The organism is Streptomyces sp. NBC_01224, assembly GCF_036002945.1.
Taxonomy (GTDB): Bacteria; Actinomycetota; Actinomycetes; order Streptomycetales; family Streptomycetaceae; genus Streptomyces.
The window spans coordinates 8,178,815-8,201,497 of sequence record NZ_CP108529.1; the positions used below are offsets into that span (position 1 = coordinate 8,178,815).

Here is a 22,683-nt window from a genome sequence, read left to right on the forward strand (position 1 = left end):
GGTCCGGCGCGCCCGAACTCTCCCGGCACTTGCGGGGGACCGGGGTGGGGCCGTCACCGTCCCGCCATCCTGTCACGCCTTCGGTACCCGGCTCCGTGCTCACCCGTCGCGGCGTTGCCCTGCGGACTCGGTATCCCTGACAGCCTCGTCGTAGAGGCGAAAGAGGCGGACGTGCTGCTCCGCCGGTGTGCCGGTCTTCCCCAGCCGGTCAAGGAGCTGCCAGCACTGTGCGACGAGCCGGCGTGCCTCGGTTCCCGGCCAGGGCTGGGGGAGCAGTTCGGGCGGCAGAAGAGGATCGGGCTCCATGGCACGGGTGAATTCGGCGGCCAGTTCGACCGCGATGGTCAGCTGCTGGGGCGAGGAGAGACCGGCCTCGTCCTGGAGTTGGCGCAGGCGCGGCTCGGCCACGGAGGCGAGTTGCCGGTAGCGATCGGCGATCTCTTCCTGCGGCCACAGGGTGCGGGCAAGCGCGGCCGGATCGCGCACATCGCCCTGGCGCAGGTCGTCGGTGGTAAGAAGGGTGAGGCGGTCGTGGATGCCAAGCTGGCGAGCCTCGTCCTCGACGTAGGGTTCCCATGCGTTGGCGCTGACGTAGAGGCCGCCTTGGACGGGGGCGCCACCGAGCCGGGTGAGAACGGTGCGCAGGGTGTCGCGCGCCGTACGAGTGTCTTCGGGTACAGCGAATGCGACCAGGTGCCAGATGCCGTCCCAAGGGGCGAGGCCTGTGTCCTGCCGGAAAGCGTGCGCGACGAACTCGACGTCCGGCCCCAGGGCCTGCGCGGTGGCGCCGGTCGTCCGTAGCAGTGCTTTGCGCCCTCTGCCTTCCTGGACGAAGCGCCCCTCTGCTACCAGCCGCTTGATGCACAGACGTACCTGCTGGTCGGTCATGCCGAGCAGATCGGCAGCGGCGTAGAGCTCGCCGGCGTCGACCGTGTGGTCGGTACGGATCAGCGCCTCGACGAGCATTCGGGTGGGGACCTGGACAGGTGCTGTTGGCTTGTGGAGCGAGTCAGTCATGAAGTGGCGGGCCTTTCTGGTACGTCCAAGGGCGCGGCGTATCGTGGTGACCGAACCGCACCCCAGCAGGTCGCGCGGCCGGGATGTGCGCTCGGTGTACACGGGACGGTATCCGTGCCGCTCGTACATTGTCCTGGCGCGGGGGTTCACGCCGACGTCCAGCCCGATATCCCGGCAGCAGCGCTCCCTCACGAGGGCGAGCCGAGCGCGGCGGGGAGCGGCACCCCGCCACGCCCGTCGCGCCTGTCGGAGGCGGGGTACAAGCACCCGGGGTACCGAGGTGGGCGGCTCACGCCCCGCGGTGCCGAGGGAGCTCCCCTCTCGCTCGAACCGGGCGTGGTTCGGGACCTATGGGCTGTCCCAGAACGAGCCGAGCATGACGGCGAGCTCGTCGACGCGCTCGATCTGCGGCATGTGGCCGGTTCGGGAGAACAGGTGGGTGCGTGCCCGGGGGAGAGCGGACGCGGCGTTCACGAGATGGGTGGCAGGCAGGATCCTGTCGTGGGTGCCCCAGACAACGAGCGTGGGGATGTCGAGTGCCGAGACCTCTGTGAGCAGCTCCTTGCGCCAGCCGCGGTGTACGCCACGCCACGAACCGAGGGCATGGGACTGGCGCCGGAACGTCCGTGCCGCCCCCTCGCGACGGGAGAGAGCGAGTGCCAGGGCGACCCGTTCGGGCGTGGCGAAGGCCGGGTCGTAGAAGATGGAGCGCTCAGACAGCAGCGCGCTGTCCGTATGGGGACGCAGAAGTAGCCGCCAGAGCAGCGGAAGGTCGAGGATGCGCAGGGTCCAGGTGACGTCGCGGCCGAACCCTGCGCTGTTGAGCAGTGCCAATGACGCCACCCGTGCGGGGGCACCGGCGGCGAGCCGCATCGCGACGGCGCCACCCAGCGAATTGCCCACCACATGCGCGCCCAGGGGAACCCCGAGCGCGTCCAGGGTCCCTTCGACGTGCTGGGCCAGTGATGCGAGGCGGCAGTCCGGCAGGGCTTGGGACTGCCCGAAGCCCGCGAGGTCGATGGCGATCAGCTGGTACGCGCTCAGAGCGGCCCGCAGCGGCTCCCAGTCCTCCAGGCTGCGGCCCAGTCCGTGCAGCAGGATCACGGGCGGGCCGGTGCCCGTCGCGGCGTAACGGACGCGAAACCCCCCGACCTCGACGAATTCCGCTGTCTGCACGCCGACTCCTGGTTCCAGTGATTGCACCGGGCATCTCCTCGTTTCAGCGGGTCGGGGTGACGTCGGTGATCACGCAGTTGCTGGGGTGGTGGTCGTCGGGGGTGTGGGGTAGGTGGCGGGACAGGTCGAGGAAGAATCGTTCGGGTTCGATGACGGTCTCGGGCGGGTGGACACCGGGTCGGCCGCCGGTGCCGTTGAGAAGTTGGGCGAGCCCCAGGGCCAGGGGGATTCCGGTCGCCTCTGCCATGTCGTCGATCAGCGCGTTCATACCGGTCGTCTCGGCAAGGCGGGACAGGACGGTGACCGGCAGGCCGTCGCGGGTACCCGTGGCTGCGGCGAAGAACGGCGGCAGCGACCGGGGGCCCTTGAGGCCCATGGCGCCTGCCGCGGCCCGCAGGCCGCGAGAAATTGAGGGTTTGGCCAGGTCGGCGGCGGCGGTTTCGTTGGTGAGTTTGCCGGCGTCGATATCGCGGCGCAGGACGTCCAGGTAGGCCAGTGTGCCGGGAGTGATGACCATGAGGTTGGCGGCCTCGCCGGTCGGGCGGAAGCTGCGGTGGAGGGTGACCGGCTCGGGATGGCCGACGGTGTACGCCGTTCCGGAGTGCTCGGGGGAGAGGGCCAGAGTGACCGGAAGGAGCGGCCGTCGGTGTACGAGCTGTCCGTCGCTGACGACGGCCACCTTTCCGCTGATCTGCTCCATCCAGTGCACGGCGGCAGCACTGGGCTGCCCGTCGGGGTCGAGCAGCTGCTCGTCGTCCTGGTCACCGCCGGACACGTCGACGGGCCACGCGGTGTACAGGTCCTGGACGTGGTCCAGCTGCTGGACGGCACGTGCGGCCAGCAGGTTGCTGACCCCGGGGCTGGCGCCCATGCCCACCACCGCACAGACGCCGGCGGCCCGTGCTTCCTTGTCCAGGCCGAGCATCCGCAGGGTCGGCTCCCAGTCGTCGCAGATGTCCAGGTAGTGCGTACCGGTCGCGATCGCGGCACGCAGCACGATAAGGCCGAAGCGGTAGTACGGGCCGACGGTGTTGAGCACGACGTCGGCGTCGGCCAGTGCGGCCCGAAGGGCGGAGTCGTCGGTCACGTCCACCTGTAGGGCCCGCATGGATGCACCACCGGTAACGGCGAGGCGGCGTACCAGCCTCTGGGCCGCTTCAAGGCGTTTGTCGGCCACGACGATCTCGGTTACCTCAGGCAGCCCGGCCGCCACCCGCACCGCCACCGCCCCCATCGCACCGGGTCCGCCTAGTGCCAGGATCCTCATTCGTTCATCCTCTCTAGTCCGTTACGATCGAAAACTATACGATCGGTTTTGAATCGAGCAAGTGTTGATGAAGGAGGAATCATGACCGACCCACAGTTCCCGGACACAGCTCCGCACGGGCCGGAGATCGACGACTGCCCGCCCGTGGATGCCTGCGCACGTGTGCTGGCCGACGCTTTTGCCCGCGAGTCGGCGACCTCCTGGATCTGCGGCAATTCATCCGCCGTAAGGGAGAACTGGTTCGACGCCAACCTGCGCGCCCAGGCAACCCTTCCGGGATCCCGCCGCTACACCCTGGCCGGGCACGGCGGCCGCCCCATCGCGGCCGCCGTCCTCACCCCGCCCAGGGCGCCAATCTCACCTGCCGCGCAGGCGCAGTGGGCGGCCCGTACGCTCGCGCGTTGCGGTCCCCGGTCCGTGCAGCGGACCCTGCGCTATCTGCACCTGACCGAAGCCGGTGCGCCCGAGAGTGCCTGGACGCTGGAGTTCATCGGGGTTGTTCCCGGCGCCGCGGGCCGCGGGGCGGGGCGGCGTCTCCTCGACCGTCTGCTGGCCGACACACCAGCCACGGCCGGGGTCTTCCTCACCACCGCAGACCCCGGAAATGTGGCGCTCTATCAGCACTTCGGGTTCGTCACCCTGAGGCACTTGTCCGTCGGACCACTGAATGTCGCGACCATGTTGAGAAGGCGGACAAGCAGTCCGTAGCCACGGGCGGCCCCGTGCGAATGCGTCGCCCTCCTCCCATGGGCTGCGCTCAGACCTGGGCGTCGCGACCGCACTCGGAATGCCACAAGTCCGGGCCGGTCCACCGACAGCAAAGTGATGGTCCGCGATCGAGGAGAACAGCAGCTCCTTCGGCCGGAGCGTGAACTCTTCCATGCCCCCGCACTGTCGGCTGTCGCGCAGCGTGTCCGCACCGGAGAGGCTATGCGCAGCTCCGGCCGGCGCCCGGTCGGCCACCTTCGTCGGCGCTCCACCGGACGTGGCGCGCTTCGCCAGGACGAGAACAACCGAACACTGCCGCCTGCGTATGTGACCGTCCGTCGAACCACGGCATACTCCGGGATCACGAGACGGTCAGCGCACTGAGTTCCGGAGCACCGCCGTGGCAACATGCCGCCCCGCACCCGCTGTCCACACTCCTTGGCGCCGCGTTCCCGCACACCGCTGGTGAGTGCTGTCGCATTACGGCCGAGGCCACGGTCACCGATGCGAAGTCCATGCGTCGGCCGTGAGCCGGCCCCGCGCAGGGCCGGCTCCCGTTCCCCGAGGCACCCCGGTCTGCTTCCCGGTTGCAGGTCCTCGGCTTCCGCGGGCATGCAGCGACTCGATGACCTGGACGGTTGCGGCCAAGTCGATCCGCAGGACCACCGAGACCGGTTCGGACAACTTCACCGACTCCGAGAAGTTCCCGGACACCAACCCGCTCAGGCTGCGCGACCGCGCTGCCGAGGGCCACCACCGAGCTGCGGATCGCCGCCATCGATGCGGCGGCCCGGCACGCACCGGCCACTGTCTCACCCCACTCCGCTATGAGGTAAATCCGTGCAGGTCCTGACCACGATGCGCAGACGAGTGCCGGCCCTGGCCGCCTTCCTGCTGCTGCTCCTCACCGGTATCGCGGCCATGCTGCCGCTGCGTATATCCGAGCCCCGGCCGGCCGCCGCCTCAACTGGCGACTTCTCGGCGGCCCGTGCGGTCGCACGGCTCGACGCAATCGCGAAGGTCCCGCACCCGACGGGTTCGGCCGCACAGTCGGACGTACGGGAGTATCTCGTCGGTGAGCTGCGAAGGCTGGGGCTGAGGCCCGAGATCCAGACCCGGGTCGCCCCTTCCAACGCCGACGACAGCCCAGCCATCGTCGGGTCCGTCTCCAACGTCCACACCACGATCCCCGGCAAGAAGTCCACCGGCCGGGTCCTCCTCGTCGCCCACTACGACTCCGTGCCGATCGCCCCGGGCGCCGGCGACGACGGCTCCAACGTCGCCGCGATCCTCGAAATCGCCCGCGCTCTCAAGGCCGGAGCGCAGCCCCCCAACGACATCGAGCTCCTCTTCACCGACGGCGAGGAGCACGGGCTGCTCGGCGCGCGAGCTTTCGTCGACGCGGAGGCCAGAACGCCCCGGGCCGCCGCTCCCCAGCAGACCGTCGTGCTGAACATGGAGGGCCGGGGCACCTCCGGGCCCGTCATGATGTTCCAGAAGGCGGGCACCGGTCTCACCTCCGCCGTGCGGGCTTCCGGTGCGGTCACCACGTCGTTCTCCGCCGCGATCTACGAACTGCTGCCCAACGACACCGACCTGACAGTCTTCGACGAGGCAGGCATGCGGGGTCTCAATTTCGCCTTCATGGACGGCTCCGCGCACTACCACACCGGCCACGACAGCATCGCCCGGCTCGATGCCGCGAGCGTGCAGGATATGGGAGACGCGGCGCTCGGAGCCGTCCGTCAGCTCGGCTGGGCGGACCTCTCGCAGACCGGTTCGGACGCCACATACTTCTCCCTGTTCGGCACGGTCATGTCGTACCCGGCATGGCTGAACCTGCCGCTCGCCATGGCCGCCGTTCTGGGCGTGCCCCTACTGCTGTGGCTCGGCCGACATCGTGGGCTGTCCCTCGGCGGCGCCGGACGGGCCGCCATGACCTTCCCGCTCACGCTCATCGGTGCGGCGGTCATCGGCCTGGCCGGGTGGTGGGCACTGAGCCTGGCCCGACCGGACTTCGCGCTCAGCGAGGGCAGTGTCTACCACCTCGGCCGATACGCGTTGGGCGGAGCGTTGCTGCTCCTAGTGCTGCTCGTCGCCTGGTACCGCTGGGCCCGTCGCAAGGCGTCGCCGCTGGACATGGTGATGGGTGTGCTCGGCTGTTTCGCGATGCTCGCCGTGGTCTGCGCGGTGTTCCTGCCCGGGGGCGCCTACCTCTTCACCTGGCCGGCGCTGATCGGACTGGCAGTCGTCGCGGTGACGCTGCGGTTCACGCCTGCGGAATCCCCGTGGCGTGCGGTGGCCGGAGCGGTGGCCGCAGTACCCGCTGTGGCACTCGTCCTGCCGGTCGTGCTCCTGCTGCTGCCCGCCCTGGGGCTGTCGCTCATAGCCGCCCCGCTGGTCCTCGCGGCGCTGCTCGGAGCTGTGCTGCTGAGCCTCCTGGAGCCGCTTCCCTCACGTCGGACGTTCACCGTCGGCATCCTCGCGACGGCGGTGGCAGGTGTGGGCACGCTGGGCGTGGGTACCGCACTCGACGGCTACAGCGCCGACGAACCTCGGCCGGTCAGCCTCGGGTACGCCCTGGAGTCCGACACGGGCAAGGCCACCTGGGTCAGCCTCGGCGACACCTCCCAGCCCGCCGTCGGCAAGCTCCTCACCGGTGAGCCGGCTCGCTATGACGACCGCATCCCTTCGCTGGGCGATGTCGTGCTCGCGAATGGACCGGCCAAGGCTGTCCCCCTGGACACACCGCGTACCGCGAACGTCTCAAGCACCGAGGCCGACGGCGTACGTACGGTCCGGGTCCGTATCCAGGGGCCTGCCGACGCCCACACCATCGCCGTACACGCCGACACCCGCGCCCACCAGATCCTCGACGCCACCGTCGAGGGTGCGAAGCTCACCGGCGGACCGAAGCGACAGGGGGGCGGCTGGGGCTGGAGTTTCGACTACGCCGCCCCGCCCGCCGAAGGCCTCGACGTCGTCGTCCGCATCCGCGGCAAGGGCCCCCTGCCGATCCGCGTGGTGTCCACCGCGGTCGGCCTGCCGGGCGGAGCCGGTGCGCCCACTCTGGTCGCGGACCAGAGCTGGGCGAGCTGGCCGTCGGTCGCCGGGCAGACCTTCGTCGTACGGACCTTCCGGCTCTGACCATGTCGCACGAAAGGCCCGCCACGGAGATCCATCCGCTCTTGCGGTCATTGCGACACCCCGGCTCAGGGAGTCGCAGGAAGACCGTACCGAAGGCCTTCGGCTGTCGACTCTCTGCAGCACGCCAGTGTCCCCAACCGCACTCGACGTAACATTCGTTTGACAGCCCCTCATGATCCTTCCCCGGCCCCGGGCGATGGGGCCGGGGCCGGGTATCAAAGAACGATGAATGCGCGAGTTGCCGTCTGGCTCAGGCTGCGGAGTCCAGGGACACGACGTCCCACTTACCGAACAAGGTCAGTCCGGCCGACTTGGCCAGCACCGAAGAAGCGGCGTTGTCAAGTTGGCACCGGTACTGGGGCTCGTACCCTAGCCCGGCGGCGTGGCGGCAGATGGCCCGAACAACGCGGCGGGCGTGACCTTGCCCCCGGTGAGACGGCAGGGTCAGCACGCCGAGGTCCGCGACGGTCGAGTCGTTCCAGGGGTACATACTCGCGGCGCAGACGAGACGCCCGTCGACGAAGGCTCCGAACACGGCCCAGTGGTCCAATTCCACGTACGCATCGTCCATGTCCTGTTCCGATGACGAGGCCCGGAAAGCGGCGAAGGCTTCCTCATCCTGCGCGGCCAACTGCCGGATGCCGTTTCCTGTCGCTTCCCGCAGCAGTTCGCTCTTGTCTTTGTCCAGGTAGGCGAAGAGGTAGTCGGCCCCGTGCAGCGTGATCCCGGCTTGCGCGAGTTTCCGACGGAACATCGTTTCGCTCAGATTCTCCGTCGGCTTGAGACCGCCCGCAGTAGCCATCGCGGGCGTCAGTGCGACAGAGACCTTCCCGTCGGGAGTCTCCAGCACCATTAGACGACTGTTTTCGCTCAGGTCGGGGTTGACGGTGACGACGAACGCGTCGTCATGGTGGAGGGCTTCTCCGTGGGCGAAGGGGGAGAGCCAAAGGTCGGTGAATACGGTGGAGAACATGCCGGTGCTTTCTGCTCGAGGTGGTCGAGAGGTGTTGATCACACTCGGATCGAGGTTGCGTCGAAGCGGGTCAGCGAAGCCGAGGAAAAGTATCAACCATGTCACGATCGTATTTGAATCATGAGATTTGCGCCTCTGGCTTTAGACCGACCGGCAATAGGTGACCGGTGTAGGCCAGAACGGCAGTCAAACTGCTGTAGGACCAGGACACGTCCGAGCTGCTGGTGTTTCCGCCTCCTGGGAACTGCGGCCCATAGGCTGCGTCACATGAACGTTCTCTTCATCGCGAGTACGGCGGTCGTCGTCGCTGACCCGCCGCAGAGCCGCAGACTCTTCATTGACACCCTTGGCCTCCCGCTGGAGGGCGAAGACGACGGCTACTACTTCAGCGGGAGCATCCCGGGCAGCAAGCACTTCGGCATGTGGCCGCTCTCGCAGGCAGCCGAGGCGTGCTTTGGCACGCCGGCGTGGCCCGCCGACCGGATGGTCCCCCAGGCATCGATCGAGTTCGAGTTCGAGGACGCAGACGCCGTCGCAGCGGCTGGCGGCGAGCTCGAGCGCGCGGGCTTCGACCTGCTGCACCCGGCCCGACCGAGCCGTGGGGACAGACGGTGACCCGGCTTCTCACGGGCGATGGCTTGATCGTCGGCATCTCCTACGCCCCCTCGCTTCACGACGAAGAAAGTGCCTGAGCTTCGAGTTCTAAATGCCCCGCATATAGCGGGTTCAGCGCTGGGACGGCTCGGTGACCAGGCCCAGGCGCTGGCCAAGGACGACCGGCCAAATATGGATCACTTGAGTCTGCGGGTGGTGGGTCGGCCGTCCCATCGGTAGCGCTTGGTCGCGCGTCGGCTGAGCCGTCCGGCGGCGAGGGCGATGTTCACGAGTACGGGAGGCGCTCCGAACCGAGCCCCGTTTTACCGGCGATGGGGCCTGTTCCCCGAAGCTGCCGTGAACCGACAAAAACCTCAGCGTGATGCTCCTGGGAACTTGCCGTCTGGCCAGATCGTTTAATTGACATGCTGCATCACCAGGGCGCCCCTACCGTACGTCCCATCATCGACGCCGACATTCCGACCGCTGTCGAGACCCTCGCTCGGGCCTTCGCCGACTACCCCTACACCCGGCACGTGGTCGCCGCAGACGACCACGAGGGCCGGATCCGACGCTTCCAGGAACTCTGCTTGACCCGCGTTGGGATGGTGTGCGGCCGTGTGTGGGTTGCCGACGCCGGCCGCGCCGTCGCCGTGTGGGCCATTCCTGATCAGGACCCCTCACCCGCCTTTGCCGAGATCGGCCCGTTGCTGGGCAGCCTTGCCGGTGACCGGGCGGCTGCTTTTGAGTCTGCGGAGCAGGCCGTCGCTCCGTACCGGCCACAGGAGCCTGGATGGTTCCTCAACACGGTGGGAGTCACCCCTGAAGCCCAGGGGCAGGGCCTTGGCAGTGCGGTGCTGGTCCCCGGCATCGAGGCGGCCGCACTCGCCGGGTACCCGGTATTCCTGGAGACCTCCAGCGAGCGGAACGTGAAATTCTACGAGCGCCTCGGCTTTGAGGTCACAGCCGAGGTCGTTCTCCCCGACAACGGCCCCCGCACGTGGTGCATGCGCAAGGACCCCCGATAGAACTGCGGGGCTGCCGCGGCGCCAGCGCCCTCGGAACCCAAGCAACCCAAGCAACCCAAGCATAGGGACTACTCGACTCCGTCGCCCCCACCCGCCCCGCTCGTCATCGCCGAGCAGCCGTTGATCTCGGGACTGTAAAACGTTCGGTGTAACTCCCGATCATGGAAGATGCATCGATGACCAGCAACAACGTGACCGAGGTCGAAACCGTCGAGCCGTCTGACGCGGCGCCGTCGAAGTCTGTGGACGACCGGCTGATTGATGAGCTGGTGGGCCGGGCTCAGGCCGAGGGCCTTCAGCTGACCGGCGAGGGTGGGCTGCTCCAGCAGCTGACCAAGCGGCTCCTGGAGTCCGCCCTCGAGGGCGAGATCACCGACCACCTCGGCTATGAAAAGCACGTCACATGAACACGCTTGCATTCGATGCCCAGTCCTACAAGTGGACCCCAAAATGTTGGCCCGGCTCGACGAGATAGAAGATGACCTGATCACCCGTCGCCAAAGAGCAGAAGTAGAAGGGTGGCGAGGTGAGACCGAAGGAATCGATCTCACCCTGTCCTTCCTACGAGAGAAACGTTCCCACACCCAGCGTTTCACCTGCCGCGTCAATCTCGGCCTGCCCACCCTGCGTCAGCAGCGATAGGACCTTCAGCATCAGCTCTGCACCATCGAGCGGTGGTGCAGAGAATCACCCTCATGACCAGGCGCATCACCCACCGGCAGTCCCACCGCGCCGGCAAGCCGGCCTCTCGCGAACACACTTGGGACCGACCGCGGTCCTTACGGGGAACGCCGACCTCACCGTCAGGATTCCCCGGCTCTCCCACGGCTGGTCCGGTCTCGCATCGTTCCGCGCGGCGTGTATGGAAGGTGCGGGGTGGAGCCGTCCTTCCCGTTCACTCCTGCCTGCGGCGCAGGTCGTTGATCCGGGTGAGTACGTCCTCGACATGCGGGCGAACCCGGGTCTTCAGCTCATCGCTCCAAGTCTCGTCCTGGTAGTGGCAGGTGCGGTAGAGGTTCCGTGCGTGCTCCAGGACGGTGCGGTGTTCCGGGGACAGACGGGCGAGAGCCCAGTCGGCGGCGGCGTCCTTCGGTTTGATCTCGCCCGTGGCGAGGGTGGCCCAGATGCGTGCAAGGGTCAGCAGGACGTTGCGGGTGTCCTCATCCAGCTCGGTCAGGAGTTCGGGGATGCCCGCGACGCTAGCCCGGACAAGATCGGCGTGCGGCACAGGGGCGAGCACCTCGGCCGGACGCGGGCCGGTCAAGGGGCGATCACCCGACAAGGCCATTGTGAGCACCAGGGCCAGGTCCGGCATCGGGCCGGGCTGTGGAATGCCTCCCGCCTCATATTCTTCGCGCAGCCACTCGCCATAGAGGAAGTCCCCGGCCGGCGGGAACCTCCAGGGGCGGACCTCGGACTGGACAACGACGGTGAGTTCGACCGGCCGGACCGTGGACGTCAGGCCGGAGATCTCCAGCAGACCCTCCAACAGCGACCGCCGCTGACGGTTTCCCAGACTCCTGCGTGTGACGGCCAGGACGTCCAGGTCACTGGCCGGGGCGAGACCCCCGAGCACGGCGGACCCGTGGAGGTACATGCCGACAAGCTCCGGCCCCACTGCGTCGCGGACGAGTTCGACGGTCCGCTCAAGCTGATCCATTACATCAGTGTCGTACACGCGCGTTCGCTGCGACCCTGCCAGCCCCGGAGCGGGGCACACCGCCCCGAGGGGAGGTAAGCCCGACAGACAGCACGAACAGCCTTTGCATGAAATCCCGGCCCTGCATCGTGCGTGAGGTTCAGGAACAGGTTGTCAAGCAGGTGCGGACCGCATCCCGCATGCCCGCCTACCTTCAGCTGTTCCCGGTCCAGCGCGGTCAGGTCCAGGGTGTGCGGGAGGAAGACGACGACGTCGCTCCACTGACGCAGGAGCGGAGCCTGGTGTGGACGGCTCCCGGGGTGTATGCCGAGGGCCGCGAGGGCCTGGCAGCGGCCATCTCAACGCGCTGTCAGCCCGCAACAGGCATCCACTCACACGCTGCTGCGGCAAGAGCGGGCTGTGTGGACAGTGGTGGCCGTGAGATAGAAGGCGTCAGGACGTGTGGGGCTCGAAAAGTCGTCGCTGCAGGTCACGCGGCGTATCGATACTCGTTGATGATGCCGCCGAGGACCCTGGTGCGGAGCAGGCTTCGGTCGTCGAGGTCGTGCACGGTTGCGGGCTGCTCGGTCGTGCTGGGCGGTAGCTGTTGCCGGGATCGGTGCGGCCGGTGTCCGTTGTAGTGGTCCTGGTAGTCAGTCAGGACCTTCCTGGCGTGTTTCTCGCCCAGGATCAGGACGTGGTCGAGGGCCTCGCGGCGGATGGTGCCGATCACGCGTTCGCAATGCGCGTTCATGCGCGGTGCCCGGGGCGCGCTGAGCAGCACCTGAGTGTCCTCGGCGGTGAAGACGGCATCGAAGGCGTCGGTGTACTTGCTGTCGCGGTCGCGTAGCAGGAACCGTGGCCCGGCGCCCCGCTCGCCGAGGTCGGCAGCGATGTTCCGGGCCTGTTGTGCCGCCCACTGCGCGGTGGGGTGCGCGGTCACCCCGGTGAGGTGCAGTCTCCGGGTGCCGTGGGTCATCGACTACGCCGACGTCCCCCGCGACGACATCGCCCCCGTCCTCGCGGAACTCGTGCGCCAGCCCGGCATCCGCCGCCGCATCCTCGAACTCACCGCAGGACCCACCCCCATCGCGGACGCCGGTGCCTGCGCAGTTGCAGTTGCAGTTGCAGCTCCCGGTCGCAGGTTCCGTGGTGGCCGATGCCCGTCATGTCCCCCGTGAAGCCGGGGACGAGGTCGACCTCTTTCGGGGCGGCTTTGAGGTAGACGAGTGTGCGAAGCCGCGGCAGTGGCAGGCGGAGCGCAGGGATGGCTTCCATGTGCTGAGGCACACGTACACCTCGATCGTCCTTGAGGGTGGGGAGTCCGTGGTGACACTGGCCAGGTGGCTGGGGCACTCGTCTGCAACCATCACGCTGGACCACTATGCCCACTTCGTGCCGGAGGCGCGTTGCCCGATCGACAGTCTGCTCGATGGTCAGGCCAATGGAGGCATGGTTCCAAACTCCGCAGATTTTCCCCCGGCTCGTCCGTGAGCGCGCCATCTGCGCGTCTGCACGTGTTCAAGTGACAAGGATTCAGGGCATGCTCACTGCTTGTCTCAGTCTCCAGGGCACCTTCGTCATGAAGTTGTCTACCATGTCGCGCTGGCCTGGAGCGATGCAGCTTTATTCGCCTCTGACCAGCGCAGATGAATCTTTCAGGGTCTTTCAGGGGCGTGCAGTCTTATGTAGTCGATTCTCCCCAGACGCTCCCCAGCAGCGCTGATCCTCCCCAGATTCTCCCCAGGGAGGGCCGCCGTGACGGACGGCGGGAGATGAAACTTGGCGCCGTCGCAGGCACGCTGAGTGACTGTAGCGGGCGCTCAGCCGGCATCCCTGGGTTGATCTCGGTTCCAAGATCTCCGCCTGTGCGTACCCATCCCTTCGAAGGCGCTGCGCCCGGCCACTGATAGCGAGACGGCTGTCCGCCCTGGGCCGCACGGTCCCACCTGGCACAGGTTGTAGATCGTGTCTTGTGCGGTACAGGGTGGTCCAGGTGACGCGCGTAAGTGCAGGTCAGGCCCCTGTGGTCCATGAGCGTCTACGGCGTTGGTGATAGCCATGTGAGAGATGCGTACCCCCGTCGGCAGGTGCCGACGGGGGTTCTGCGTGTCGCGGCGGGTCTCTCTGCGGGGCGATCGATGTGGCCTGTCGGGTCGGGGCATCTACGTCCCTTCTGCTGGGGGCGGGCGTTGACGACGCTTCGGGTGCGTTCACTGAGGTTGCCGTCTGCGGATGGGGAGGACACTTAGGGCCATGACGGTGCCGTCGTCGTGAAAGGAGATCGGCCCGTTCCATCGGCCGGTTTTGTGGGTGTTGTGCGGGGTGGAGCGGCTTTGGAAGGCGGCTTGACGGTATTCCTCCACGCGGCCTTTCTTGGACGGGCCAGTCTACGAACCCAGGGGCGGCCGACCGCCGAGTGCCGCCGCGCACGACTCGGCGGCGGGGGAACCTCAGTGCTTGCCGCAGGCGCCTGGCGGGTGAAGTCGCTGACAGACTTCGGCGGCGCTGGGAGAGTGGTGCTCAGGGCCGCGATTTCGGGCTGGTCCGAGGATTCGCTGACGGGACCTCGGCGGTGCTGGGAGAATGTGGTCAGCGCCGCCGATTCGGAAAATTCTGGGTGGCGGTGGTCCGGACAGACGCCATATTGATCAGTCCCGTTGAGCTTCGCGGGAGGCCGGTTGGCCGCTCCTGCGGGAAGACCGGCGGGTGATTCTCCTGGTCATGAGCGTGATCGCTGCCCAAGTGATCAACGACTCCGAGTGCTGGACCAGCCGCTCGTAGTCTCTTTCGCAGGTCGAGCTCGGGTGGCCGGCCGAAGCCCTGGGCCCTGCCCCGTCGTTCGAATCGCAGGCGGCCGATGCCCGCTGGGAGATGATCGAGCCGGTCCTGACCGCGTGGCATTTCGAGCGCCGCGTGCGCGGTGAACTCCATACCGGTGCCCCCTTGTGCGACGGCGGTGCGCTGTCCACGGACGCCCCTCCCGGCGCGACCAACCAGAAGATCAGCCAGGCCGCTCGGTCAACGTGACAGCCCCGTCCGGGGTGTTGAGCTGTTGTCGTGGTCTCGATGCAAGGCCGTGGACGATCCGTTGCTGGGGATGGCCGCACCGGGATTGGGGGGAAAGCCGTAGTGAGTGGGGGCTACTGCTGCACATAGCGTCTACGGGGTGAGACATATACGGAACGGGGCGAAGAGATCCCCTTCGACAGGCACCGACCGGCCCGGTGTGCAGCGGTGTCGGCTGTCCCGCCGGGCGTGGTGGCGGTTGCCGTGCCCACGACGGACGCGGCACGTACGACCGGCACTTCCGATGACAACACCCAGCACCCAAGGAAACTTCGTGATCACCTCCAGCCCCGCCGTGCGCCGCCCCTCTGCGGTGGGCCTCGCCCTCGCCGCCTGCCTCGGCGCGGCCCCCACCGCCACGGCCGCGCCGGCCCCCACCATGTCGAAGTCCGAAGCCCGGCTCGACCGTTATTACGATCAGCGCCTGGGCTGGGGCAACTGCGCCAAGAGCTCGGGCGACACCATGGGCCGTGATCTGGACAAGGCCGGCGTGCAGTGCGCGGACGTCACCGTGCCGCTCGACTACGCCGACCTCCGGGGCCGTACGATCACCGTCGCGATATCCCGGCTCAAGGCCACTGACACCCGCCACCGCATCGGCTCGATCCTGCTCAACAACGGCGGCCCCGGCGGCACCGCCCTCGAATCCCCGCCGGAATTCCACGCGTGGATGAAGAAGGTTGGCCCGCGTTACGACATCGTCGGCTTCGACCCGCGCTTCGTCGGCCGCAGCACCCCGCTGGACTGCGGTTTGCCCGTCGGCACCAATCTCTTCTCGGCCGGTCACAGCCGGGCGAGCTTCGAGCGCCAGGTCACCCTCCAGAAGGACCTGGCCGACAAGTGCCGGGCCACCAACGCCTCCGTACTGCCGCACGTCACCACCCGCAACACGGCCCGCGACATGGACGTCATCCGCGGCGCGCTCGACGAGAAGAAGATCTCCTACTTCGGCTACTCGTACGGCACCTACCTGGGCACCGTCTACACCCAGATGTTCCCCGGCCGCACCGACCGCATGGTCCTGGACGGCGCCATCGACCCACGCAAGTTCGGCCCCCGGCTGCTCCGGGAGGCCGTCGGTGAGAACGAGCAGGCGCTCGCCGACTGGGCCTCCTGGGCTGCCGCCCGCAATGACACTTACGGCCTCGGCCGCACCCGCGCCCAGGTTCTCGCCACCATCGACCGCGTCATCAGGGCATCCGCGCGCGCACCGCTGACCGTCGGCAGCGCCCCGGATGCCTTCCAACTTGACGACACCAAGACCCCGTTCCTCCTGCTCGCCGGCCTCGACAGCGACACCGACGCGTCCCGCGCGGCACTCGGCGAGCAGGTGTCCGTGCTGAACGAGGCCGCGGCCGGGCAGCCGACCCGGCTGTCACCGCAGTTCGCCGGGCTGCTGCGGTTCGCGCTGACCGGCGAGCAGTCACACCACGGCAGTGTGCAGTCCGCGGTCATCTGCGGGGACGTGGCCGCCCCGCGCGACCCCGAGGTCTACTGGCGGGCCATCGAGCGCAGCCGCGCCGCGTACCCGCGCTTCGGCGCGCTGGCCAACAACATCGGCCCGTGCGCCTTTTGGGACCGGCCCCGCGAGAAGCCCACCCAGGTGAAGCACGACGCCAAGGCACTGATCGTGTCCGCCACCGGCGACACGCGCACCACCCACAAGGGTGCCGTTGCCCTGCACGGCCTGCTGCCGAGCTCCAAGCTGATCACCCTCAAGGGTGCGAACCGGCACGCGATCTACGGGCTGTACGAGAACGCCTGCGTCGACAACAAGGTCAACCAGTACCTGGCCACCGGCCGGCTACCCGCCAACGACCGGACCTGCTCCAAGCAAGCCGGGCTTCAGCCCAGGTGAGCGCACATTCCTTGATCAAGAACTTCCCTCAGGAGGAGCCACCCATCTTGAGGGGGGAGGTTCGGCAGGAACGGCCCGCCCCGCACACCGGCTGTTTCGCGCGGGGCGGGCCCGCGAGTGACGTTCTGACCCAGTGTCCGGGTTCGGGGGCCCCGCGGCAGTCCAGTGCGGAGTTCCGGTCCGACGCGATTGCGTCGTGGCGGGCTTCGGCTGGCAGGCGGACGCTCAAGGTCGTCGCGGCTGATCTGAACGCCGACCCCGAGACGCTGCGGACCTGGGTGCGTGATGCCGACGTCGTCCAGTCGCCGCCGGCGCGTCGCAGGACACCGAGTCTTGATCAAACCCGGACGGTTCAGTGGTCGCGGTGCTCCCCGGCTGGTTCGGGAGTGCTGGCCGATACCGAGGTCCGGATGCTGCGTGAGCGGTTCGGGGGTGGGGACGGATGACGGCGGGCCAGACGCTGGCGAAGGGCGGCACCCCGCCGAGGGGATGCCGCCCTTGGGTTGCGCCGGTTCCGCTCAGGCGGCGCGGCGGGTCTTGCGGCGGCGTACTGCGACGGCGGTGCCGCCACCAGCGACGATCAGCGCGGCGGCTGCACCAGTGATCGCCGCGGTGTTGATGCTGATCGACGCCCCCATCGGCGCGGACAACGTCTTCGTCGTCGTCAAATCCGACGAAGACGCCTCACCGGCGCGCTTGACGCAAGTCTGATTCTTCGTCGGCAGTTTTCCGGTAGCCAGGTACCTGTTGACCTCGTCGTCCACGCAGGCGTTGCCGTAGCGGCCGAAGAGGGCGTGCCGGTTGGCGCCCTTGAGGGTGAGCAGCTTGGAGCCGGGCAGTTGCTCGTGCAGGGTCACGCTGCTCTTGTAGGTGGTGCGGGGGTCGCCGGTGGCTGCCACGATCAGTACCGGGGCGTCGCGGCGGACCTGGGTGGGTTCCTCGCGGGGGCGGTCCCAGAAGGCGCAGGGGCCGATGTTGTTGGTCATTGGTCCGAACACCGGGTGCGCGGCCCGGCTGCGTTCGATGTCGCGCCAGTAGACCTCGGGGTCGCGCGGGGCGGCCACGTCCCCGCAGAGGACCGCGGCCTGGACTCCGGACGGTTCGGCCGCGCCGTGCAGTAGGTACCGGAGTGTCGCGGCGAACTCCGGCGAGAGCGGCGTCGGCGCCGTGCCCCGTGCGGCCCTGCTCAGCACGGCCAGCTGCTCGGCGAGGAACGTCCGGGTCGGGTCGGTGTCGTCCCCGATGCTGGAGTAGAGGAGGACCGGCACCTGGGTGTCGTCGATCCGGAAGGTGTCCGAGCCGGTGCCGACGGTCAGCGGGCCGCTGGCGGACGCCTTGAGGACGCGGTCGACGGTGGTGAGCACTTGGGCGCGGGTGCGGCCGAGGCCGTATTGGGCGTCGCGGTCCGCCGCCCACGCGGCCCAGGCGGACAGCGCCTTCTCGCTCGCGCGCTCGGTGCCCTTCGTCAGGCGGGGGCCGTAGTCGGCGGGGGCGACCGCGCCGTCGAGCACGACGCGGTCGTAGCGGCCGGGGAACATCTGGGTGTAAACCGTGCCCAGGTAGGTGCCGTACGAGTAGCCGAGGTAGGAGATCTTCCGCTCGCCGAGCGCGCCGCGGACGACATCCATGTCACGGGCCGTGTTGCGGGTACTGATGTACGGCAGCACTGAGGCGTCGTGGGTGCGGCACTTCTTGGCAAGGCTCTTCTGCAGGGCGACCTGTCGGTCGAAGCCTGCCCGGCTGGTGCCGGCCGAGAACCAGGACGTGCCGACGGGCCAGCCGCAGTCCAGTGGGGTGCTGCGGCCGACGAAGCGTGGGTCGAAGCCGACGATGTCGTAGCGCGCGCCGACGTCCTTCATCGCCTTGCGGGCGTCCGGCGGCGACTGGACTGAAGGTCCGCCTGGCCCGCCGTTGTTCAGCAGGATCGATCCGATGCGGTGGTGGGTGTCAGTGGCCTTGAGCCGGGATATCGCGAGGGTGATCGTGCGCCCTGCGGGGTGGGCGTAGTCGAGCGGCACGGTGACGTCCGCGCACTGCACTCCGGCCTTGTCCAGATCGCGGCCCGTCGTGTCGATGGGGCCCGTGACGCAGCTGCCCCAGGCGAGGTGTTGCCGGTAGTACTGGTCGAGCCCGGCTCCGGTGCCGTTCTTGGCGGGGGCCTCTGAAGCTGAGGCCAGGGCGGGGGAAGTGATGAAGCAGGCGGCGAGGGTGAGGCTCGCGACGGAGGCGCGCCGCGCGGTGGGGCTGAGGATGGTCACGGGTTTCCTTGGGTGGGTGGGTTGGTGGGTCGGTGGCGCGGAACGCGGTGTCCAGGGCGGCGCGGAAGCCGGCTTCGGCTCGGTGCCAGGCACCTCGTTGCTGTGGACCTAGAAGTCCGATGAAGATCTTGTTTTGACTGCCTGATTCAACCGCTTCGCCGCTAAATATCGATCGGGGCAAACCTGCCTGGGCCGGGCGCGATTTCAAGATTTCCAGTGGGCTTCTAGGGTGTTTCTGACGGCTCTTGAAACATCTGGTGTCTGTCACGGGTGCGCACGCTCAACCATGCGAGGCCACGCCGGACAGATGAGGTGCTCACGGGTCACCTGAGCCGTTCGGTCAGTCCGCCATCATGACCCGGTCGGGTTCCGGGGCAGGTGCGTTCGCACGGTGCTGCGGGTGGCCGCCCTTGGTGGGCCGTGGGCGGACCGGCCACCAGACGCTCCGTCCGAGGAGTGCGGTAAGGGCGGGGACCAGCACCAGCGAGAGGACGAGCGCGGAGAGCAGGATTCCGAGCGTCATTGCGAAGGCGATCTGCTCGTTGCCCGGGGTCGTGGCGAGGGTGGCGAAGGAGCCGGCAAGGACCAGGCCTGCGGTCGCGATGGCCGGTGTCGTGTGCTGCACCGCGCGGGCCACGGCGGCGCGGGCCGGGCCCGGTCGCTGCATTTCCTCCCGGATCCGGTCGCTGATCAGGATGTTGTAGTCGGTGCCCAGTGCCACGACGAACAGAAACAGCACGAGCGGGAGGGAGAAGTTGACGCCCGGCTTGCCGAGGACGTGCTGGAAGAGCAGGGTGTCGGCGCCGAGGGTGGCGGCGAAGCCGAGCCCGACGGAGAGCATCAGGATCACCGGTGCGAGTAGGCTGCGCAGGAGCAGCAGGAGGATCAGAGCGATCAGTGCGGCCGCGACCGGGAAAACGATCTTCAGGTCGTGGTCGACGGCGGTGGAGATGTCGGCGTAGATCGCCGCCGTTCCGCCCACGTGTGCCGTCGTTCCGGCGGGTGTGTGCTGGGCGACCGCTGCCCGCACGGGTCCGGAGGCCAGGTCGCGGGCCTGCTGGCTCTGCGGGTCCGCGGTCGGGTAGAGGTCGATCCGGGCGGCGCGGTGGTCCTTGTTCAGGACGGTCCGTGCGGCCTGGCCCACGCCCTTGACCTGGGTGAGAGCACGGGAGAGGCCGTCGAGCCGGCCTGCGGTGAGGGTGCCGCCGTCAGTAGCGGTGACGAAGACGCTCGTCGGGTCCGACACTCCGGCCGGCAGCGCACGGGATATCTCGGTCGCGGTGGCCGCCGCAGGGGTCTTGGCAGCGGCGTTGCCCTGGCCGTAGTCCATGCGGATCCCGATCAGCCCGGCGGCCAGCGCGGCAAGCAGGGCGACGGAGGCGAACGTCATCGTCATCGGTCGTCGTGCGACCCGCGCCCCGAAGCGGGCGGCACGGCCCTCGTCGGGCTCGTGGCCAAGGGCCTTGGAGGGCCAGAACATCTTGCGCCCGGCGGCCGCGAGCAGCGCCGGCAGCAGGGTGAGGCTGCCGAGCAGCATCACCAGGACCGCGACGGCGATGGCGGGGCCCAGCGAGCGGAACTGGCCGAAGGTCGCCACGCCCAGCGTGGCGAACCCGGCCACGATGGTCAGCGCCGCCGAGGTGATCGCGGTGCCCACCCGTCCCGAGACCTGCCCGGCCGCCTCGCGGGCGGACTGCTCCGGCCGGGCGCGCAGTTGCTCGCGGAAGCGGAACAGCAGGAACAGCAGGTAGTCGATGCCGATGCCGAGCAGGACCACGCTGATCAGATCAGGGGTGCCCGCGTCGAGCTTGCGCCCGGTGAGTATCGCGGCACCCGCGACGGCTCCCCCCGCCACGCCAATGATCATGGCGACCGCGACCAGCGGCAGCAGGGCCGCCAGCACGCTGCGGAACACCAGCACGTTGATCAGCAGGATGAGCCCCATGAGGAGGGCGCCCCCGACCTTCGCGGCGATCTCGTGGGAATCGGTGGTGTCGACGGTGTCGGCGAGACTTCCGGTGAAGCCGGTGCGCATCCCCGCCTCGGAGAACTGCGTCCGGGCGGCGTCCCGGAAGGCCCGGTAGACGCCCTGGACCCCCTTGTCCGTACGGTTCCCGATCAGCTCGACGGAGAGCAGTTCGAAACTCCGGTCGGGTGCCACCATCGCCGGGGCGATCCGGGGCGTCTGGGAGCGGTCCGGGACCAGGAATTTCGGTCTGTCGTCCTCCCTGGGCATGATCACCCGGCGCTGCGCCAGCTTCGCCGCCTCGGCCTCGACCCGCTTCTGGTCGGCGGCGCCGAGAGCCTTGCCGTCGGACCGGGCGACCAGCATCGTCACGGTGGTGGCGTCGGGGTTCACCCCGAACTGTTCCTCGGCGATCTCCAGGGCCGCGGCCGAGTCGTAGCTCTTGGGCAGGAAATCCCCGGTCTGGTTCTGGGTGACGCGGCCGATCAGTGTCGGGGCCAGGGCGCTCAGCACGACACCCAGCACCGCCCAGAGGGCGATGACTTTCCACGGGTGTCTGGTGGAGTATCCGGTCAGGGCGCGGATCACGATGTCCTCCGGCGGACGGACTTGCATGCGGACGTCTGCCGGGGGCTCCCGGCCGGTATCCAGACCATCACCCCGAGGGGCCGGGAAGCGTCCTGGCAGCGGATGATCCGGGCCGGGGCCCTGGGTCCTGCCCCGGCCGGGGACCAGGACCCAGGTCCTGGTCCCCATCCTGGTCGCGGGCCGCGAGCTGCCGCCGACGGTGCTGCCGCTGCAGCTGCTGTGCAACTCTGTACCGGAGGCCGTAAGGCCGGACACAGGGAGAACAGACACGCGGGGCCCGCCCGCGCGTCCGTACGGCTGACGTATCGCCAGGATCGGGTCACCGTCGAAGTGCGGGACGACGGTGGGAGCACACCGCCGCAGGAGGGGGCGTCGTCGGTGGGATCAGGCGGTTACGGCCTGATCGGCATGCGCGAGCGCGTCGCCCTGCACGGCGGCACCCTCGCCGTCGGCCCGCAGGCCGACGGTGGGTTCGCGGTGGTGGCCGACCTGCCGCTGACCACGGACGAGGCGGCCGAAGCAGCCGTCCAGCACGAGGGGGCACACCGATGACCGGGACCCGGCCGAACACACCGAGGATCAGAGTGCTGATCGCGGACGACCAGCCGCTGGTCCGGCGCGGCCTGTCGCTGATCCTCTCCCCCGACCCGTCCTTCGAGGTCGTGGGAGAGGCCGAGGACGGCGCACAGGCTGTCGCCCTCGCCCGCCGGCTGCGCCCCGACGTCGTGGTGATGGACATCCGGATGCCCGTCCTCGACGGTGTCGGCGCGACCGGGGAACTCGCCGCCACCGTGCCCGGCTGCCGGGTCCTGGCCCTCAGCACCTTCGACATGGACGAGTACGTCGTGGGCGCCCTGCGCGCCGGAGCCTGCGGGTTCCTGCCCAAGGACAGCTCGCCGGAGGACCTGAGCGCGGCGATCCGCACCGTCCACGCAGGCGAGGCCGTCGTCGCGCCGCGTCTGCTCACCCGGCTGATCTCCACCTACGTACGTGCCCCTCACAGCGCGTCGCAGCCACTCCCCACCGACCTGGGCGAACTCACACCCCGGGAGGTCGAGGTGTGGCGTCTGATGGCCACCGGTCTCGACAACGCCGAGATCGCCCACGACCTGCACATCAGCGTCTCCACGGTCAAGAACTACATCACCAGCATCTTCGGCAAGCTCGACGTCCGTGACCGCGCCCAGGCGGTCATCGCAGCCTACGAATCGGGGCTGGTCACCGCCCGCGCGGCAACCGGCAACCCGCGCGGCGACGGAAACACCGCATAGCCGGGCCGACCGGTGCGCTCACTGCCTGCACAGGGTGGTGTCGAGGAGGGCCGGGCCATCGGCAGGGCCTCCCGAAACTCCTACGCGGCCGATTTCTCCCGCCGCGAGGGCGGGTAACTCCCCA

Annotated in this window: 16 protein-coding genes and 3 pseudogenes; 10 read left to right on the plus strand and 9 right to left on the minus strand. The window is 68.7% G+C overall.

The window, feature by feature from the left end:
* Nucleotides 1-99: 99 nt before the first annotated feature.
* The 3 genes from OG609_RS37140 to OG609_RS37150 form a co-directional block, all read right to left on the minus strand.
* Complete coding sequence (locus tag OG609_RS37140) at nucleotides 100-1,017, minus strand: PaaX family transcriptional regulator C-terminal domain-containing protein (RefSeq protein WP_327276828.1); 918 nt, start codon at nucleotides 1,015-1,017, stop codon at nucleotides 100-102.
* A 348-nt stretch (nucleotides 1,018-1,365) separates the two neighbouring features.
* Nucleotides 1,366-2,193, minus strand: a complete 828-nt coding sequence (locus OG609_RS37145) for an alpha/beta fold hydrolase (protein WP_327276829.1) — start codon at nucleotides 2,191-2,193, stop codon at nucleotides 1,366-1,368.
* Between the two features lie 43 nt (nucleotides 2,194-2,236).
* The gene (locus tag OG609_RS37150; RefSeq protein ID WP_327276830.1) at nucleotides 2,237-3,460 is read right to left on the minus strand and encodes a saccharopine dehydrogenase family protein; all 1,224 of its coding nucleotides are present in this window, start codon (nucleotides 3,458-3,460) and stop codon (nucleotides 2,237-2,239) included.
* Nucleotides 3,461-3,541: 81 nt separating this feature from the next.
* Here OG609_RS37150 and OG609_RS37155 point away from each other — a divergent pair, with 81 nt between their 5' ends.
* From OG609_RS37155 to OG609_RS37165, 3 genes are all read left to right on the plus strand, one after another.
* On the plus strand, nucleotides 3,542-4,168 hold the full coding sequence (locus tag OG609_RS37155) for a GNAT family N-acetyltransferase (protein ID WP_327276831.1): 627 nt from the start codon (nucleotides 3,542-3,544) through the stop codon (nucleotides 4,166-4,168).
* A gap of 625 nt (nucleotides 4,169-4,793) precedes the next feature.
* Nucleotides 4,794-5,021, plus strand: a complete 228-nt coding sequence (locus OG609_RS37160) for a hypothetical protein (RefSeq protein WP_327276832.1) — start codon at nucleotides 4,794-4,796, stop codon at nucleotides 5,019-5,021.
* On the plus strand, nucleotides 5,009-7,315 hold the full coding sequence (locus tag OG609_RS37165; protein ID WP_327276833.1) for a M20/M25/M40 family metallo-hydrolase: 2,307 nt from the start codon (nucleotides 5,009-5,011) through the stop codon (nucleotides 7,313-7,315). The genes OG609_RS37160 and OG609_RS37165 overlap by 13 nt, the downstream gene beginning before the upstream one ends.
* Before the next feature lie 250 nt (nucleotides 7,316-7,565).
* Here OG609_RS37165 and OG609_RS37170 read toward each other — a convergent pair whose 3' ends face one another.
* The gene (locus tag OG609_RS37170; protein ID WP_327276834.1) at nucleotides 7,566-8,393 is read right to left on the minus strand and encodes a GNAT family N-acetyltransferase; all 828 of its coding nucleotides are present in this window, start codon (nucleotides 8,391-8,393) and stop codon (nucleotides 7,566-7,568) included.
* 162 nt (nucleotides 8,394-8,555) lie between these two features.
* Here OG609_RS37170 and OG609_RS37175 point away from each other — a divergent pair, with 162 nt between their 5' ends.
* The 3 genes and pseudogenes from OG609_RS37175 to OG609_RS37185 form a co-directional block, all read left to right on the plus strand.
* Entirely contained in the window at nucleotides 8,556-8,903 is a 348-nt protein-coding gene (locus tag OG609_RS37175) for a glyoxalase (protein WP_327276835.1), read from the plus strand.
* 404 nt (nucleotides 8,904-9,307) lie between these two features.
* Entirely contained in the window at nucleotides 9,308-9,910 is a 603-nt protein-coding gene (locus tag OG609_RS37180) for a GNAT family N-acetyltransferase (RefSeq protein ID WP_327276836.1), read from the plus strand.
* Nucleotides 9,911-10,086: 176 nt separating this feature from the next.
* A pseudogene (locus OG609_RS37185) lies at nucleotides 10,087-10,308 on the plus strand (IS256 family transposase); the annotation flags it as partial.
* Nucleotides 10,309-10,805: 497 nt separating this feature from the next.
* Here the strand turns inward: OG609_RS37185 and OG609_RS37190 are convergent.
* The 3 genes and pseudogenes from OG609_RS37190 to OG609_RS37200 all read right to left on the minus strand — a co-directional run bounded on the left by OG609_RS37190 (nucleotide 10,806) and on the right by OG609_RS37200 (nucleotide 12,827).
* Nucleotides 10,806-11,588: an aminoglycoside adenylyltransferase family protein gene (locus tag OG609_RS37190; RefSeq protein WP_327276837.1), complete on the minus strand. Its 783-nt coding sequence runs from the start codon at nucleotides 11,586-11,588 to the stop codon at nucleotides 10,806-10,808.
* Between the two features lie 451 nt (nucleotides 11,589-12,039).
* Nucleotides 12,040-12,528: pseudogene (locus OG609_RS37195) on the minus strand (integrase core domain-containing protein); the annotation flags it as partial.
* A gap of 89 nt (nucleotides 12,529-12,617) precedes the next feature.
* Nucleotides 12,618-12,827, minus strand: coding sequence for a hypothetical protein (locus OG609_RS37200; RefSeq protein WP_327278424.1), 210 nt, complete (start codon nucleotides 12,825-12,827; stop codon nucleotides 12,618-12,620).
* On the opposite strand from OG609_RS37200, the pseudogene OG609_RS37205 reads away from it, so the two are divergent.
* A pseudogene (locus OG609_RS37205) lies at nucleotides 12,786-13,043 on the plus strand (site-specific integrase); the annotation flags it as partial. The gene OG609_RS37200 and the pseudogene OG609_RS37205 sit on opposite strands and share 42 nt — an antisense overlap.
* Before the next feature lie 1,819 nt (nucleotides 13,044-14,862).
* Nucleotides 14,863-16,476 carry an alpha/beta fold hydrolase gene (locus tag OG609_RS37210; RefSeq protein WP_442818028.1) on the plus strand — a complete coding sequence of 538 codons (1,614 nt, stop codon included), beginning with the start codon at nucleotides 14,863-14,865 and terminating at the stop codon, nucleotides 16,474-16,476.
* Nucleotides 16,477-16,994: 518 nt separating this feature from the next.
* On the opposite strand, the gene OG609_RS37215 is transcribed toward OG609_RS37210, so the two are convergent.
* Both OG609_RS37215 and OG609_RS37220 read right to left on the minus strand, forming a co-directional pair.
* Nucleotides 16,995-18,734, minus strand: coding sequence for an alpha/beta hydrolase (locus OG609_RS37215; protein ID WP_327276839.1), 1,740 nt, complete (start codon nucleotides 18,732-18,734; stop codon nucleotides 16,995-16,997).
* A 340-nt stretch (nucleotides 18,735-19,074) separates the two neighbouring features.
* Entirely contained in the window at nucleotides 19,075-21,315 is a 2,241-nt protein-coding gene (locus tag OG609_RS37220) for an MMPL family transporter (protein WP_327276840.1), read from the minus strand.
* 75 nt (nucleotides 21,316-21,390) lie between these two features.
* Between OG609_RS37220 and OG609_RS37225 the strand changes: the two genes are divergently transcribed.
* On the plus strand, nucleotides 21,391-21,840 hold the full coding sequence (locus tag OG609_RS37225; protein ID WP_327278318.1) for an ATP-binding protein: 450 nt from the start codon (nucleotides 21,391-21,393) through the stop codon (nucleotides 21,838-21,840).
* Nucleotides 21,837-22,559, plus strand: coding sequence for a response regulator transcription factor (locus tag OG609_RS37230; RefSeq protein ID WP_327276841.1), 723 nt, complete (start codon nucleotides 21,837-21,839; stop codon nucleotides 22,557-22,559). Before OG609_RS37225 ends, OG609_RS37230 begins: the two co-directional genes overlap by 4 nt.
* Nucleotides 22,560-22,683: the final 124 nt, after the last annotated feature.